At 61.1% G+C, this 15,240-nt stretch carries 14 protein-coding genes; 8 read left to right on the forward strand and 6 right to left on the reverse strand.

Annotated features, from left to right (window positions below; genetic code table 11):
• Positions 1-233: 233 nt before the first annotated feature.
• The 5 genes from ACJ8PL_RS06710 to ACJ8PL_RS06730 all read left to right on the forward strand — a co-directional run bounded on the left by ACJ8PL_RS06710 (position 234) and on the right by ACJ8PL_RS06730 (position 5,847).
• Positions 234-731 carry a GAF domain-containing protein gene (locus ACJ8PL_RS06710; RefSeq protein WP_079449318.1) on the forward strand — a complete coding sequence of 166 codons (498 nt, stop codon included), beginning with the start codon at positions 234-236 and terminating at the stop codon, positions 729-731.
• 96 nt (positions 732-827) lie between these two features.
• A complete protein-coding gene (gene proQ / locus ACJ8PL_RS06715; protein WP_004931497.1) occupies positions 828-1,538 on the forward strand; it encodes an RNA chaperone ProQ in 711 nt (236 codons plus the stop codon).
• A 19-nt stretch (positions 1,539-1,557) separates the two neighbouring features.
• On the forward strand, positions 1,558-3,606 hold the full coding sequence (gene prc, locus ACJ8PL_RS06720) for a carboxy terminal-processing peptidase (RefSeq protein WP_016927999.1): 2,049 nt from the start codon (positions 1,558-1,560) through the stop codon (positions 3,604-3,606).
• Between the two features lie 309 nt (positions 3,607-3,915).
• The gene (gene htpX / locus ACJ8PL_RS06725; RefSeq protein ID WP_016927998.1) at positions 3,916-4,800 is read left to right on the forward strand and encodes a protease HtpX; all 885 of its coding nucleotides are present in this window, start codon (positions 3,916-3,918) and stop codon (positions 4,798-4,800) included.
• A gap of 339 nt (positions 4,801-5,139) precedes the next feature.
• On the forward strand, positions 5,140-5,847 hold the full coding sequence (locus ACJ8PL_RS06730; RefSeq protein WP_049300223.1) for a hypothetical protein: 708 nt from the start codon (positions 5,140-5,142) through the stop codon (positions 5,845-5,847).
• A 90-nt stretch (positions 5,848-5,937) separates the two neighbouring features.
• On the opposite strand, the gene ACJ8PL_RS06735 is transcribed toward ACJ8PL_RS06730, so the two are convergent.
• Positions 5,938-7,332 (reverse strand): MFS transporter, encoded by a 1,395-nt coding sequence (locus tag ACJ8PL_RS06735; RefSeq protein WP_079449316.1) that lies wholly within the window; start codon positions 7,330-7,332, stop codon positions 5,938-5,940.
• A 231-nt stretch (positions 7,333-7,563) separates the two neighbouring features.
• Between ACJ8PL_RS06735 and kdgR the strand changes: the two genes are divergently transcribed.
• A complete protein-coding gene (gene kdgR, locus ACJ8PL_RS06740) occupies positions 7,564-8,355 on the forward strand; it encodes a DNA-binding transcriptional regulator KdgR (protein WP_442530983.1) in 792 nt (263 codons plus the stop codon).
• Between the two features lie 46 nt (positions 8,356-8,401).
• On the opposite strand, the gene ACJ8PL_RS06745 is transcribed toward kdgR, so the two are convergent.
• The 5 genes from ACJ8PL_RS06745 to phnR form a co-directional block, all read right to left on the reverse strand.
• Positions 8,402-9,205 (reverse strand): ABC transporter permease, encoded by an 804-nt coding sequence (locus ACJ8PL_RS06745; protein WP_442530985.1) that lies wholly within the window; start codon positions 9,203-9,205, stop codon positions 8,402-8,404.
• 2 nt (positions 9,206-9,207) lie between these two features.
• Complete coding sequence (gene phnU, locus ACJ8PL_RS06750) at positions 9,208-10,071, reverse strand: 2-aminoethylphosphonate ABC transporter permease subunit (protein ID WP_016927992.1); 864 nt, start codon at positions 10,069-10,071, stop codon at positions 9,208-9,210.
• 1 nt (position 10,072) lies between these two features.
• Positions 10,073-11,197 carry a 2-aminoethylphosphonate ABC transport system ATP-binding subunit PhnT gene (gene phnT / locus ACJ8PL_RS06755; RefSeq protein WP_046688468.1) on the reverse strand — a complete coding sequence of 375 codons (1,125 nt, stop codon included), beginning with the start codon at positions 11,195-11,197 and terminating at the stop codon, positions 10,073-10,075.
• An 8-nt stretch (positions 11,198-11,205) separates the two neighbouring features.
• The gene (locus tag ACJ8PL_RS06760; protein WP_016927990.1) at positions 11,206-12,216 is read right to left on the reverse strand and encodes a 2-aminoethylphosphonate ABC transporter substrate-binding protein; all 1,011 of its coding nucleotides are present in this window, start codon (positions 12,214-12,216) and stop codon (positions 11,206-11,208) included.
• 175 nt (positions 12,217-12,391) lie between these two features.
• Positions 12,392-13,111, reverse strand: a complete 720-nt coding sequence (gene phnR, locus ACJ8PL_RS06765; RefSeq protein WP_016927989.1) for a phosphonate utilization transcriptional regulator PhnR — start codon at positions 13,109-13,111, stop codon at positions 12,392-12,394.
• A 154-nt stretch (positions 13,112-13,265) separates the two neighbouring features.
• Here phnR and phnW point away from each other — a divergent pair, with 154 nt between their 5' ends.
• Complete coding sequence (phnW, locus tag ACJ8PL_RS06770) at positions 13,266-14,369, forward strand: 2-aminoethylphosphonate--pyruvate transaminase (protein WP_342097326.1); 1,104 nt, start codon at positions 13,266-13,268, stop codon at positions 14,367-14,369.
• 9 nt (positions 14,370-14,378) lie between these two features.
• Complete coding sequence (gene phnX / locus ACJ8PL_RS06775; RefSeq protein ID WP_016927987.1) at positions 14,379-15,188, forward strand: phosphonoacetaldehyde hydrolase; 810 nt, start codon at positions 14,379-14,381, stop codon at positions 15,186-15,188.
• Positions 15,189-15,240 lie beyond the last annotated feature (52 nt).

Raw genomic sequence — 15,240 nt, forward strand, 5'->3', positions numbered from 1 at the left:
AGCCCGCCGGAACTGTCAGCGTAGCTGAAAAATAAACCGGCCGCGTCACTGGCGATCGGGCGCCGGACGGTAAAACGAGGTAAACCGGGATTCTGAGCGGCAAACATACCCCGAGCGACGGGGTTTTGTGAAGCAACAGATGATTAACCTTGTGGCTATACGCATTTAATGCTTATTTTATAGGGCCTAAGCTTTGGGCTTCTGGCCATCTTCACTGTTTCAATGGTTATCACATGACAAAAGAACAATTCTACGCGGAATTAAAACGTGATCTGAGCGCGTTGCTCGGCGGGGAGACCAACTTTATCGCGGCGCTGTCCAACGCCAGCGCCTTGCTCAACGAGCGTCTGGATGACGTGAACTGGGTCGGTTTCTATCTGATGGAGGGCGATCAGCTGGTGCTGGGGCCGTTCCAGGGCAAGATCGCCTGCGTGCGCATCCCGGTGGGCAAGGGCGTGTGCGGCACGGCGGTGGCGGAAAATCGCGTGCAGCGCGTCGGCGACGTGCATGCGTTCCCGGGCCATATCGCCTGCGATGCGGCCAGCAACGCGGAAATCGTGCTGCCGCTGGTGGTTGGCGGCCGGACGATCGGCGTTTTGGATATCGATAGCACGGTTTATCAACGCTTCGACGAACGGGACGAAGCGGGCCTGAAAGCAGTGGTGGCGGGGCTTTGTGAGCAACTGGAACAGTGCGACAGTGCGAAATATGTGACTGTGGCGGCAAGTTGATCGACGGTTAACGTGGCAATTACCGATGGCGTCATTATAATGACGCCTGTTCATGCCTGTGGCTTGTTGGCAATACCGTTGTAATCAGGAAATTTCATGGAAAATCAACCTAAGTTGAACTCTAGTAAAGAAGTCATTGCTTTTCTTGCCGAGCGTTTTCCGCTCTGCTTTAGCGCCGAAGGCGAAGCTCGTCCGCTGAAAATCGGTATTTTTCAGGATTTGGTAGAGCGCGTGCAGGGGGAAGAGAATCTCAGCAAAACGCAATTGCGTTCTGCCCTGCGCCTGTACACCTCAAGCTGGCGTTACCTGTACGGCGTTAAAGTCGGCGCGCAGCGCGTCGATCTGGACGGCAATCCGTGCGGTGAACTGGAACAGCAGCATGTCGATCATGCTCGCCAGCAGCTTGAAGAAGCCAAAGCGCGCGTTCAGGCACAGCGTGCCGAACAAAACGCCAAAAAACGTGAAGCCGCCGGCGAATCCGCCGATGCTGCGCCACGCCGTCCGCGTCCAGCCGGTAAAAAGCCCGCTGCACGTCGCGAAGGCGGAGCCGCGCCGGAAAACCGCAAGCCGCGCCCACAAACTCGCCCACAGCCCGCTCGCCAACCTCGTGCAGCCAAAGAGGAAAGCCAGCCGCGTTATGCGCCAGTCACGGATATCTCTAAACTGCAAATTGGCCAGGAAATCAAAGTCAGAGCAGGCAAGAGCGCGATGGATGCTACCGTACTCGAAATCGCTAAAGATGGCGTACGTGTGCAGCTCTCTTCCGGTCTGGCGATGATTGTGCGCGCAGAACACTTGCAGTTCTGATACGGAGGCCAACCCAGGCATGAACAAATTCGTCAGATTAACAGCGATTGCAGGGCTGCTGTGGGCGGGTGTCAGTTACGGCGCGGAAACAGCCAACATCCGCATCGGCCAACTGCCCCAACTGCAACAGGAACCCCAGCACGCTACGGTGAGTGAGCGCGTTACCTCGCGCTTCACTCGCTCTCATTACCGCCAGTTCGCCCTTGACGCGGAGTTTTCAGGCAAGATCTTCGATCGCTACCTGAACATGCTGGACTACAACCATAACGTATTGCTGGCTTCCGACGTGGCGCAGTTCGCCGGCAAACGCAATCAGGTTGGCGAAGAGCTGAAAACCGGCAAGCTGGACACCTTCTACGCGCTGTTCAATCTGGCGCAGAAACGCCGTTTCGAGCGTTACACCTATGCGTTGTCGTTGCTGGACAAGCCGATGAACTTCACCGGCAACGGCACTATCGATCTCGACCGCAGCAAAGCGCCGTGGCCGAAAGACAAGGCCGAGCTGGATAGCCTGTGGGATGCGAAAGTCACCTATGACGAGCTGAACCTCAAGCTGACCGGCAAGACCGACAAAGAAATCCGCGACACGCTGACCAAGCGTTATCAGTTCGCCATCAAGCGCCTGACGCAAAGCAACAGCGAAGACGTCTTCCAACTGGCGATGAATGCCTTTGCGCATGAAATCGACCCGCACACCAACTATCTGTCTCCGCGCAACACCGAGCAGTTCAACACCGAGATGAGCCTGTCGCTGGAAGGCATCGGCGCGGTGCTGCAGATGGATGACGACTACACCCTGATCAACTCGATGGTGCCGGGCGGCCCGGCGGCGAAGAGCAAGGCGATCACCGTAGGCGATCGCATCGTCGGCGTCGGCCAGGCCGGCAAACCGATGGTGGACGTGATCGGCTGGCGTCTGGACGACGTGGTGTCGTTGATCAAAGGGCCGAAGGGCAGCAAGGTGCGCCTGGAAGTCCTGCCGGCCGGCAAGGGCACCAAAACCCGCGTGGTCACCTTGACCCGCGAGCGCATTCGCCTGGAAGACCGCGCGGTGAAAATGACCATCAAGACCGTCGGCAAAGAGAAGGTGGCGGTGTTCGACATCCCCGGCTTCTACGTCGGTCTGACCGATGACGTGAAAGTGCAGCTGCAGAAGATGGCCAAGCAGAACGTCAAGAGCGTGATCATCGACCTGCGCACCAACGGCGGCGGCGCGCTGACTGAAGCGGTGTCGCTGTCCGGCCTGTTCATTCCGAGCGGCCCGGTGGTGCAGGTGCGCGATAACAACGGCAAAGTGCGTGAAGACGCCGACACCGACGGCGTGACCTACTACAAAGGCCCGCTGGTGGTGCTGGTCGATCGCTTCAGCGCCTCCGCCTCCGAGATCTTCGCGGCGGCGATGCAGGATTACGGCCGCGCGCTGATCGTCGGCGAACCGACCTTCGGTAAAGGCACCGTGCAGCAGTACCGTTCGTTGAACCGCATCTACGATCAGATGCTGCGCCCTGAGTGGCCGGCGCTCGGTTCGGTGCAGTACACCATTCAGAAGTTCTACCGCGTCAACGGCGGCAGCACCCAGCGCAAGGGCGTGACGCCGGACATTCTGATGCCGACCGGCGTCGATCCGGCGGAAACCGGCGAAGCGTTTGAAGACAACGCCATGCCGTGGGACAGCATCAATGCGGCGACCTACAGCAAGACCGGCGATATGACGCCGTTCGAGCCGGAACTGCTGAAAGATCACCAGCAGCGCATTGCGCAAAATCCGGAGTTCCAGTACATCGCGCAGGATATCGCGCATTACAAGGCGCTGAAGGATAAACGCAACATCGTGTCCCTCAATCTGGCGGTGCGCGAGAAAGAGAACCACGATGACGACGCGACCCGTCTGAAACGCATCAACGAGCGCCTGGAGCGCGCGGGCAAGAAGCCGCTGAAATCGCTCGACGATCTGCCGAAGGATTACCAGGAACCGGATCCGTACCTGGATGAATCTGTGCATATCGCGCTGGACCTGGCTCATCTGGAAAAAGATCAGCCCGCTCAGCAGCCAACGCCGGCCAAATAAGGCCGCCTACGGCAGGATGAAAAACGCACCCTCGGGTGCGTTTTTTTATGGCGACGCGAAGGCCCGCCTCCCTGCTGGATGAAGGGAGGCGGGCTGATGCATCGCCTGACAAATTTAGGGTAAAAAAACCTCCGCCTTGCGCAACAATCGTTTACAATTTGCCAAATCCCGGTCGCGCGCCGTTTTTGTAAAGTTTCGTATTTTTAGTAGGTTAATGACGCGCGACTCTTGAAACTGTGACGAATGCCCATACGATCTAGGGTATCTTAGACAGCGTTTTGTTAACATTTATGAGGAAGTAAACATTTTATGATGCGTATAGCTCTGTTCCTGCTCACCAACCTGGCGGTGATGTTGGTTTTCGGGCTGGTGCTCAGCCTGACAGGAATCCAATCCAGTAGCGTTCAGGGCCTGATGATCATGGCCGGTCTGTTCGGCTTCGGCGGCGCTTTCGTGTCGTTGCTGATGTCCAAGTGGATGGCGCTGCGCTCCGTCGGCGGGGAAGTGATTGAACAACCGCGTAACGAAACCGAAAACTGGCTGCTGGAAACGGTACGCCGTCAGTCGCAGCAGGCGGGCATCGCCATGCCGCAGGTCGCTATCTACCACGCGCCGGACATCAACGCCTTTGCTACCGGCGCACGCCGCGACGCCTCGCTGGTCGCCGTCAGCACCGGCCTGCTGCAGAGCATGAGCCGCGACGAAGCGGAAGCGGTCATCGCGCACGAAATCAGCCACGTTGCCAACGGCGATATGGTGACCATGACCCTGATTCAGGGCATCGTGAACACCTTCGTCATCTTCATTTCACGCCTGATCGCGCAGGTCGCCGCCGGTTTCCTCGGCAACCGCGACGGTGATGGCGAAGGGGAAGGCAACGGCAACCCGATGATTTACTTCGCGGTGTCGATGGTGCTGGAACTGGTGTTCGGCATCCTGGCGAGCATCATCACCATGTGGTTCTCGCGTCACCGCGAGTTCTATGCCGACGCCGGCTCCGCCAAACTGGTGGGCCGCGAGAAGATGATTGCCGCCTTGCAGCGTCTGAAAACCAGCTATGAACCGCAGGAAGCGGGCAGCATGATGGCGTTCTGCATCAACGGCAAATCCAAGTCGTTCAGCGAGCTGTTCATGTCGCATCCGCCGCTCGACAAGCGTATCGAAGCGCTGCGTTCCGGCCAGTACCTGAAATAATCGGCTGAATGAAAGGAAAACCCCGGCTTGCCGGGGTTTTTTTTATGGCATACCTGAACCGCTTGGTCAGCGGCGGTGACGGATTCAACAATGAAATTCGGCAATGAATGAGGTAAAGCGCCTCACCAAAGTCTACGGGCGTTAATGCTGCGCAGCAGCGTCCGAAGTCCCTGAAGCCCACCTGCAAATAGCGTCTTTCTGCCTCTCAGCCTGGGCAGGTGCGATGCCCGTTCACCCGGTGAGTGGGTAAGCCGCATCGTGCTCGGTCACGGCCGGTTGTTTGGCTTTGGAGGCGCATGTTATATGCTTTGGCGCAATGACATTTGTCCCTGAGGCCCTATGAAAATCAACCACCTTCCCTTACTCAACGGTGATGAGCTACCGGCGCGCCTGGCCGAATTGACAAGCGGTATCGCTGATGCGGTTGCGGAACTGTTCAACCGGCATGATGACGATGCTGAACAGCCGGCTATTCGCTGGCATTCAGGCGATCTTCACCTCCCGGCATTTTTCCCCGACGAGCACGACAGCCACGAGTACGATTACCTGATCGTGGACGGCGATGTGATCGTGGAAGGATGCCTGGCGGTGTCACCGCAGCGCGAGGACGGCGGCATTGTCGTGCTGGGTCGGCTGCAGGCGGATACGCTGATTTGCTGGGGCGGACTGGTCGTGCGTGATGATGTCCGCATACGCCACGCCTATTGCAGCTCAGGAAACGACGGCGCATTCGTGGTGGGGGGAGACCTGACCGCGCTCACTCTGGTAGAGACGGGGGAGTTTATCCATGTCCATGGCGATCTCGACGCGCGGTGTCTCGCTTCGTTGCAGAACTTCGTTCAGGTTGACGGAGACACGCGCTGCGATTGCCGCATCGACAGCGCGCAGGCCGAAGATCTGATAAAGCGGATGTTCGTCCCTGGCTTACTGAAGGGCTTCGAGGGGGTGGATAACGACGGCCAACGCATTGTTGGCTGGTATCCGGATGACGACGCCTATTTAGCGTGTCTACGACAAGGCCGCAGCCCTTTGAGGAGCGGCGACTGACGCCAGGCCTGCATCGCACTCGACGCGGCCCGGCTCAGGCAGGCCGCGTCGGTTTTAAAATCGATTGGGTTCCGGCTCTTTCAATGTCCTCTATTTCACCTCGCGGCTGGGCTGCGCCGTTTGCGCGGTCGATTGGGTGATGCGCAGGCCGCTGACCGCCGCCGCCAGGGTAGCGAACACGCCGGCCAGGATCAGCGAAGCGTGGGTGCCGGAGGTAGGGAACAGGTTGAACATCAGCGCCACCAGCGCGGCCCCCGAGGTTTGCCCCAGCAGGCGGGCGGTGCCCAGCATGCCGCTGGCGCCGCCGCTGCGGTTGCGCGGCGCGGCGGAGATGATGGTGTGGTTGTTGGGCGACTGGAACAGGCCGAAGCCGGCGCCGCACAGCACCATGCGCCAGATGATGTCCATATTCGACGGCGCCGCCGGCAGCAGCGCCAGCGAAAACAGCCCGAGCGCGAACACCGCCAGCCCAATACAGCCCAGCAGGCCGGCGTGCACGCGCTCCACCAGCCGACCGGCGATCGGCGCCATCACCACGATCGCCAGCGGCCACGGCGTCAGCAGCAGCCCGGTCGCCACCTCGTCGCGGCCCAATGCACTTTGCAGGAAGAACGGCAACGACACCATCGCCAGCATTTGCGCAGCGAACGAACAGATTGAGGTGCCCATCGACAGGGCGAAGATCGGGATACGCAGCAGGTCGACGGGCAGCAGAGGGAATTCCTGGCGCAACTGACGGCGCACGAACACCGCGCCAATCGCCAGCAGTGCGGCGATTTCGCTGAAGATCAGCGTCAGGCTCTGGCCCTGGGCGAAGCCGCTGATGGCGGTGATCAGCAGGCCGAAGGTCAGCGCGTTCAGCACCGCGCTGGTGGGATCGAAACGGCGGTTATCGCTTTTCTGGCCGTTGGCCGGCAGGAATTTCATCCCCAGCAGCAGCGCGACGATGCCGATCGGCAGGTTGATGGCGAACAGCCATTGCCAGGACGCGACCGACAGGATAGCGGCCGCCACCGTCGGCCCGGCCGCCGAGGAGCAGGCGACAATCAGCGAGTTGATGCCCATGCCGCGGCCGAGAAAACGCTGCGGGTAGATGATGCGGATCAGCGCGGTGTTGACGCTCATGATGGCGGCGGCGCCAAAGCCCTGCAGCACGCGGGCGATGGTCAGGGTGAGCAGCGAGTCGGACAGGGCGCAGAACAGTGAGGTGATGCTGAACACCAGCAATCCGGCCTGATAGATGCGGCGATAGCCGACCAGATCGCCGAGCGACGCCAGCGACAGCAGAGACACGGTGATCGCCAACTGATAGGCGTTGACTACCCAAATGGAGCTGGCCGGGCTGGCGTTGAGATCGCGAGCGATGGTGGGCAGTGCCACGTTGGCTATCGCGCCGTCGAGCACGGATACGGTAATGCCGAGGGCGATGGCGAGGATCGCCCCATAGCGTTGCGGGACGGGGAGGCCGTCGGAACAAGGACGCATGTTGGTCTCAGCGGTATTTATTCAGGGGAGTATTATCATGCTAATCATATTCGCCCGTGATTGCATGCCCCTTGTCCGCTTAATTGTAAACGGCGGTGAGCGGGCCAACGGTTATCCATTTGGCTTCAATTGCTTAGCGTTCAGCCGCGTTGCGCGCTGCGATCTGTTCCGATTATACTGAAACCCTTGTTTAAATTTCCTGAAACAAAACCGTTAAGTAGGGTATGCACCATGGCTAACGCAGATTCAGACAAGCAACCGGATGCCGTCTCATCCGTGATGAAAGTGTTCGGCATTCTGCAGGCGCTTGGCGATGAGCGCGAGATTGGCATTACCGAACTGTCCCAACGGGTGATGATGTCCAAAAGCACCGTCTACCGTTTTCTGCAGACCATGAAAGCGCTGGGCTACGTTTCGCAGGAGGGCGAGACGGAAAAGTATGCGCTGACGCTCAAGCTGTTCGAACTGGGCGCCAAATCGTTGGAGAACGTCGATCTGATCCGCAGCGCCGACGTGCAGATGTGCGAACTGTCGAACCGCACCCGCGAAACCATCCACCTCGGCGCTCTGGATGAGGACGGTATCGTCTATATCCACAAGATCGACGCGATGTACAACCTGCGCATGTATTCGCGCATCGGACGCCGTAACCCGCTGCACAGCACCGCCATCGGTAAAGTGCTGCTGGCCTGGCGCGATCGGGATGAGGTGGCGCAGATCCTGTCGCAGATTGAATTTACCCGCAGCACCGAGCATACCTTGGCCAGCGCCGCCGAACTGTTGCCGGTGCTGGATCGGGTACGAGCGCAGGGATTCGGCGAAGATGCCGAAGAGCAGGAGGCGGGGATCCGCTGCATCGCCGTACCGGTCTTCGATCGGTTCGGGGTGGCGATCGCCGGGCTGAGCATCTCTTTCCCGACGCTGCGTTTTTCCGACGCGGCGCGGGAGGAGTATGTGGCGTTGCTGCACGTCGCCGCCCGACGCATTTCCGAGCTGCAGGGCTATCACGACTACCCGTTCTGACCCTTCGTTTCTAAAAACAAGGCGCCGCCATGGCAGCGCCTTGTTGCTATTTTGCGCCCGGCGTCAGCCGCTGCGCAATCCGCTCCAGCACTAACATCAGCAACAGCGTGGCCGCCACCAGGATCATGGTCAGCGTCGCGCCGTTGGCGATGCTGCCGCGATCGGTCAGGCTGAAGATCGTGACCGGCAGCGTCGCCCAACTCGGCGGGTAGATCATCATGGTCGCGCCCAGCTCCCCCATCGACAGCGACAGGCTGAGTGCGAAGGCGGAGATCATGTAGGGGGCGATCATCGGCAGGGTGACGTGGCGCAGGCGGAACAGCGGCGAAGCGCCCAGGCTGGCGGCGACGTTCTCGTAGTCGCCAGGTAGCCGGGTCAACCCGGCCATCACGTTGCCGAAGGTAAAGGCGGAAATCAGCACGAAGTGAGCGGCGGGCACGATCAGGAAGGTGCCGTTCATCTGCAGCGGTCCTTGGCTGAACGCCACCAGCAACCCCAAACCGATAGAGACCGAAGGCACCGCGCTGGGAATGAAAAACAGCGTGCCCAGCAGCCGTCGGCCGCGTTCAGGCGCGTGGCGCAGCGCCAGCGCCGCCCAGGTGCCGCACAACAGCGCGAACAGGCTGGCGCTGAAACCGATAGCCAGACTGGCGACCAGCGCGTCCCAGGAGGCGCCGCTGAACGCCTGGCGGAAGTGGTTGAGGGTGAAACCGCTCGGCAGCACGCCGTTCCACTGTTCACTGAGGCTGGACATCAGGATCACCGCCAGCGGCAGGCAGAAGAACAGGGCGAACAGCGTGATCGTCAACGTGCAGGTCAGGGTGCGTCCGGTGCGGGACCATATCAACATCGTCAGTTCCTCAGCCCGGCGCGCGCCGCGGCGTAGCGGTAAAGGGAGAACAGCCCGAGCGACAGCGCGATATTCACGACGGCGATCGTGCAGGCGACGGCGTAATCCGACTCCAGAATCGCTTTGGTGTAGACCATCATCGGCAGCGTGGTGACGCCCTTGGCGCCGATAAACAGCACGATGCCGAACTCATTGGTGGTCAACAGCAGGCACAGGCTGCCACCGGCCAGCAAGGCCGGCAGCGCGGCCGGTAAAATCACCTGGCGCACCACGCGCCCCGGCCGGGCGCCGAGAATGCTGGCGGCCTCGAGCTGGCTGCGATCGATCTGCGACAATGCCGCCATCAGCGGGCGCATCACCAGCGGCGTAAACACGGTGATTTCCGCCAGGATCACCCCCCAGATGGAGTAAAGAAAGTCCACCGGCGGCAGGGTGAAACCGAAGGCCGTCATCAGCGTGCCGTTCAGCAGACCGGCGGAGCCGTAGATAAAGGTGAAGGCCAGCGTGATCAGGAAGGTCGGCATGGCGATAAAGGTATCGATCACCCGGGCGATCAGTCGGCTGCCGGGGAACGGCGTGAACACCAGCAGCAGCGACAGCAGGGTGCCGAGCACCAGGCAGCCCAGCGTCGCCAGCAGCGCAATCTGCAGCGTGTTGAGCAGAGCGCTGACAAAGCGCCGGGATTCGAACACCTGTTGCAGCGCGGCGGCGCTGAATAGCCCCTGATCGTCGGTAAACGCCTGTTTGACGATCAGCGCCAACGGGTAGAAAAACAGCGTCGCCAGCACCAGCAGCGGCAGCAGGATCCACAGACTGCGCGGGAAACGCAGCCGCAGGGCCGGGCGAATAAGCGTAGAGTCGGTCATGTCAGTCCTCGATCAGTACCGCATCGTCGGGGGCGAAATAGAGCGGCACGCGCTCGCCGATCTGCGGCATCCGGCTGCGATGGGTGGTGACCACGCGCAGCGAATGGCCTTGTACCTCGAACTGCAGGTGCGTCAGCTCCCCCTGCCAATGAATATCGCGCAGCGTGCCGATGAGGCAGTTGCTGCGCTGGGCGTCGGCATCAAGCGCAATATGCTGCGGCCGGATGCACAGCAGCTTGTCGAAGCCGCGTTGTGCGCCGTAGGTGAAACAGCCGATCACTTTGCCGGCGCAGCTGACGGTGGTCATGCCTTGCTGCGCGGTAGTCTCAAGGGCGGTGGCCGGCAGCAGGTTGGCGCGGCCGAGAAACTCGGCGGCGAAGCGGTTCGTCGGATGGTGGTACAACGCGCGGGTTTCGCCGTGGGCGATCAGGTGGCCGTCGCGCATGATGCCGATCTTGTCCGCCAGCGTCAGCGCTTCCCCCTGATCGTGGGTGACGTACAGGATGGTCAGATCCGGCAGCTCGCGGTGCAGGCGGGCGATCTCTTCCACCATGCTGTGACGGATTTGCGCGTCCAGCGCCGACAGCGGCTCATCCAGCAGCAAGACTTTGGGGCGCACCGCAATGGCGCGAGCGATCGCCACCCTCTGCTGTTGGCCGCCGGAAAGCTGGCTGGGATAGCGCTTGGCGTAGGCGGACATGCCGACGATGGCCAACGCTTCTTCGACGCGCTCGGCGGTCAGGCCGCGCGGCTTGCCTTGCGCGCGCAGGCCGAACGCCACATTGTCCTCGACGCGCATATGCGGAAACAGCGCGTAGTTCTGTACCACCATGCCCAGGCCGCGCTCATAGGGCGGCACGTCGGTGACATCGATGTCACCGATGGCGATGCGTCCGGCGGAGGGCTGCACGAATCCGGCGATCGCCCGCAGCACGGTGGTTTTACCCGAGCCGGAGGGGCCGATCAGCGCCAGCACTTCGCCGGGAGCGATGGTGAGCGTGAGGGGTTTCAGCACCTCGGTGCCGCGATACGACACGCTGACGCGGTTGAGCTGAATGCCCGACGGCCCGGCGATGTCGAGGCTGCTATCCCGCGCCTCGGCGCGGGAAGAGAGGGTAGAAGGCATCGTCAGCGTCATTCGGTCACCTGGCGCCAGCGGGAGATATCGGCGGACAGGCTGTTCACCACCTGGTTCCAGTCCGGCGCCCAGATGTCCACGCCTTTCAGCGCCGCCTGCGACTGCTTGAAGTTATCGTCGGTCGGGGTGACGTCCTTGCGCACCGGCATACCGTAGGAAATGGCGCTGACGCTGCTCTGCGCTTCTTTGCTCAGCAGGAAGTCGATCAGTTTTTTGCCGTTGGCGCTTTGCGGCGCGCCTTGCACCAGGCCGATATAGTAAGGCAGCACCAGCGTACTGCGTTTGCCGTCCGGCCCGGCCGGCCAGAACACCTTCACGTTCGGATTGCTGCGCATCTGCGCCAGATTCATCTGCAGATCGCCGTTGGCCACCAGCAACTCGCCTTTATTGACCAGCGCGGTCAGCTTGCCGGTGGAGGCCGAAGGGCCGACGTTGTTGCTTTGCAGCTTGCCGAGGTAGTCGAAACCGGCATCTTTGCTGCCGAAGCTGTGAAACGCCTGCAGCATCACCGCGGTGCCGTCACCCGCCTGACCCGGCGTGGAGTACTGCAGCTTATTGCGGAATTGCGCGTCCAGCAGTTGTTGATAGCTGGCGGGCGCCTGCGGCAGCAGTTTGGCGTTATAGATGAAGCTCAGGTAGTTGTTCACCAGCGGCACGAACTGCGGCTGGGCGTCGGCGATCTGCGCCGCATCCTGCGGGGTGAAATCCTGCAGCAGTTTTTCCGCGGCGGCGCGCTGGATGAACGGCGGCAGCGTCACCAGCACGTCGGCCTGCGGGTTGCTGCGCTCCTTCGACAGGCGCTCCACGATGGCGCCGGAGCCGCCTTCGACGTACTGCACTTTGACGCCGGTCGCCTGGGTGAAGGCGTCGAACTGGGTTTGATACCAGCTGTGATCGCCGTCGTGCAGACCATCGGCGGAGTAGACGGTCACCACCGCGTCGGCGGCCCAGGCCGGCGCGGCGCCGAGTGCGATGGCGGTCATCACGACCAGACGAGAGAATTTCATAGCTTCAGCCTCACTGTTGCGGATTCATGCGAAACTGGTATACACCAGATATGCGGCCAAGCTAATCGGCAAATATGACAAACAAATGAAAGCGGCAAAATATAGTTGCCGGCGGCGGGGATTAGGCGTGGGAGAGAAAGGCGGAGCGGCAGGCGCAGCCCCGTCATGCAGGGGGTTAAAGCGTATCGACTTCGATGCGCAGGCTGTCGTGGCGCCAGTATTCGATATCGAAATCGAGAATGCGGCCGTGCTGATCGTAATTCAACCGGCGCAGCAGCAACGCGGGCAGGCCGACCATGGCGCCGAGCGCATTGGCGGCGCGATAAGGCAGGGCGGTCGGGTAGAACGACAGGTGCATGTTGCTGTAAATCAAATCGTAATGCTGTTGATAAACCTCGGTCAGGCTGCCGTTGAGATCGTGACTGAGCAGTGCCGGCACCCGCTGCGGCAAGCAGTGGTTCTCGCAATAGCAGATGGCGCGGCCGTCGGCATACCGCACGCGGCGCAGCAGATACACCTGATCGAACGGTTCGAGCGCCAGCGGCTGCATCACGTCGAGCGGCACCGTGGTTTTTTCGCCGGACAGCAGCGCGGTGTGCGGCGTGCGCCCTTGCTCCTGACAGAGACGGTGGAAGTTGGTGTTCTGCGTCGGATCCAGCCACAGCCGTTCCGGCGTGACGAACCAGCCGCGGCGATCGGCGCGGTAGATGGCGCCGGTGGCTTCCAATTGCGCCAGGCTTTCGCGAATGGTGACGCGGGTGGTGGAGAAGATGGCGCACAGCTCGCGCTCCGAAGGCAGCTTATCGCCGGCCTGTAGCGCGCCGCGGGTGATGCGCGCCTGAAGCTGATCCTTGATCTGCAGGTAGTGAGGCATATCGCCCTGATGTTCTTTCATTTCATCTCGCTATGGCATCGGCCCGACATTCCGGCACGCGCTTATTATACATAGCCAGATGAATTTTTTGTTTCACCGCGCTTTGTCGTTTGACCGGGGCAGGAATTTGCCGCCACAATGCGCGCAATCTGGTATAGACCAATAGGTGAATAACATGTCCGATCGTAACTACCTGCTGTTGACCCCCGGCCCGTTGACCACGTCGAAAACGGTGAAAGAGGCGATGCTGTATGACAGCTGCACCTGGGATGAAGATTACAACCTCGGCGTGGTGCAGCGCATTCGCCAACGGTTGGTGGCGCTGGCGACGCCGTCCGCCGGTTATACCTCGGTGCTGCTGCAAGGCAGCGGCAGCTTCGCGGTAGAGGGCGTGCTGGGCACGGTCATCGGCCCGCAGGACAAGCTGCTGATCGTCAACAACGGCGCCTACGGGGCGCGGATGATCGAAATGGCGCGGCTGATGGATATCGACCACCACGCTTTCGACTGCGGTGAGGTGAATGAACCGGATGTGACGGCGATGGAGGCGGTGCTGAAAAGCGATGCGCGCATCAGCCATATCGCCATGGTGCACTGTGAAACCACCACCGGCATGCTCAACCCGCTGCAGAAGGTTGCCGGTCTGGCGGCGCGCAACGGCAAGACCTTTATCGTCGACGCCATGAGCAGCTTCGGCGGCATCCCGTTGGATGTGGACGCGCTGGGCATCGATTTTCTGATCAGCTCCGCCAACAAATGCATTCAAGGCGTGCCGGGCTTCGCTTTTGTCATCGCCCGCTGCAGCGAGCTGGAGAAATGCGCCGGCCGTTCACGCTCGCTGTCGCTGGATCTGTATGCCCAGTGGCGTTGTATGGAGGATCAGGCCGGCAAATGGCGCTTTACGTCGCCGACCCACACCGTGCTGGCCTTCGCGCAGGCGCTGAAAGAGCTGGAACAAGAGGGCGGCATTGCCGCGCGCCACCACCGCTATCAGACTAATCAGCGTCGGCTGGTGGCGGGCATGCGCGAGCTGGGCTTTGAAACCCTGCTGGACGATGCGTTGCATTCGCCGATCATCACCGCGTTCTATTCGCCGAAGGCCGACACTTACCGCTTCGCCGAGTTTTATCAGCGCCTGAAGCAGCAAGGTTTCGTGATTTATCCCGGCAAAGTGTCGCAGAGCGACTGCTTCCGCATCGGCAACATCGGGGAAATTTATCCGCAGGATATCGAACGTTTGCTGGCGGCCGTCGGGCAGGCGATGTACTGGAATCAATAAGGATTGACCATGAAACAGATCAACGCAGTGATCCTCGACTGGGCCGGCACCACGGTGGACTTTGGCTCCTTTGCGCCGACGCAGATTTTCGTCGAGGCGTTCAAGCACACCTTCGATATCGACATTAGCCTGGCGGAAGCGCGCATTCCGATGGGCCTCGGCAAATGGCAGCACATCGAGGCGCTGGGCAAACTGCCGGCGATCGACGCGCGCTGGCGACAGAAGCTGGGCCGCTCGATGAGCCATCAAGACATCGACGCGCTGTATCAGGCGTTTATGCCGCTGCAAATCGCCAAAGTGATCGACTTCGCCGATCCCATTGAGGGCGTGCCGCAGGTGATTGCCGGGCTGCGCGAACAGGGCATTAAAATCGGCTCCTGCTCCGGTTATCCGCGCGCGGTGATGGAGGTGCTGGCGCCGGCCGCTGCGCAGCGCGGTTACGCGCCGGATTACTGGGTCGCCACTGACGATCTCGCGGCCGGCGGGCGGCCGGGGCCGTGGATGGCGTTGCAGAACGCGATCGCGCTGGGCATCGATGCGGTGGCGCACTGCGTGAAGGTGGATGACGCGGTGCCGGGCATTGCCGAAGGGCTGAACGCCGGGATGTGGAGCGTCGGGCTGGCGCTGTCCGGCAACGAGTTCGGCGCTACCTGGTCGGAGTACCGTCAAATGGCGGCAGGGGAAATAGCGCAGCGCCGCACGGCGGCCGCCGATAAGCTGTACGCGGCGGGCGCGCATTATGTGATAGACACACTGGCGCAATTACCGGATGTGATCGCCGATATCAACCGGCGGCTGGCGAACGGCGAGCGGCCGTAACGACCGAACGCGGGGCATAAAAAAACCGGGGATAATCCCCGGTTTTTTTGTT

Origin of the sequence: Serratia sp. CY83965, from assembly GCF_052166375.1 — a bacterium.
GTDB classification, from domain to species: domain Bacteria; phylum Pseudomonadota; class Gammaproteobacteria; order Enterobacterales; family Enterobacteriaceae; genus Serratia; species Serratia marcescens.

Bases quoted from the DNA above. Each gene is read 5' to 3' on its own strand.
- phnU (WP_016927992.1), bottom strand. From the start codon at position 10,071: ATGACCGACTCTACGCTTATTCGCCCGGCCCTGCGGCTGCGTTTCCCG.
- prc (WP_016927999.1), top strand. From the start codon at position 1,558: ATGAACAAATTCGTCAGATTAACAGCGATTGCAGGGCTGCTGTGGGCG.
- ACJ8PL_RS06735 (WP_079449316.1), bottom strand. From the start codon at position 7,332: ATGCGTCCTTGTTCCGACGGCCTCCCCGTCCCGCAACGCTATGGGGCG.
- phnT (WP_046688468.1), bottom strand. From the start codon at position 11,197: ATGCCTTCTACCCTCTCTTCCCGCGCCGAGGCGCGGGATAGCAGCCTC.
- ACJ8PL_RS06745 (WP_442530985.1), bottom strand. From the start codon at position 9,205: ATGTTGATATGGTCCCGCACCGGACGCACCCTGACCTGCACGTTGACG.
- ACJ8PL_RS06710 (WP_079449318.1), top strand. From the start codon at position 234: ATGACAAAAGAACAATTCTACGCGGAATTAAAACGTGATCTGAGCGCG.
- ACJ8PL_RS06730 (WP_049300223.1), top strand. From the start codon at position 5,140: ATGAAAATCAACCACCTTCCCTTACTCAACGGTGATGAGCTACCGGCG.
- phnW (WP_342097326.1), top strand. From the start codon at position 13,266: ATGTCCGATCGTAACTACCTGCTGTTGACCCCCGGCCCGTTGACCACG.
- kdgR (WP_442530983.1), top strand. From the start codon at position 7,564: ATGGCTAACGCAGATTCAGACAAGCAACCGGATGCCGTCTCATCCGTG.
- proQ (WP_004931497.1), top strand. From the start codon at position 828: ATGGAAAATCAACCTAAGTTGAACTCTAGTAAAGAAGTCATTGCTTTT.
- ACJ8PL_RS06760 (WP_016927990.1), bottom strand. From the start codon at position 12,216: ATGAAATTCTCTCGTCTGGTCGTGATGACCGCCATCGCACTCGGCGCC.
- htpX (WP_016927998.1), top strand. From the start codon at position 3,916: ATGATGCGTATAGCTCTGTTCCTGCTCACCAACCTGGCGGTGATGTTG.
- phnR (WP_016927989.1), bottom strand. From the start codon at position 13,111: ATGAAAGAACATCAGGGCGATATGCCTCACTACCTGCAGATCAAGGAT.
- phnX (WP_016927987.1), top strand. From the start codon at position 14,379: ATGAAACAGATCAACGCAGTGATCCTCGACTGGGCCGGCACCACGGTG.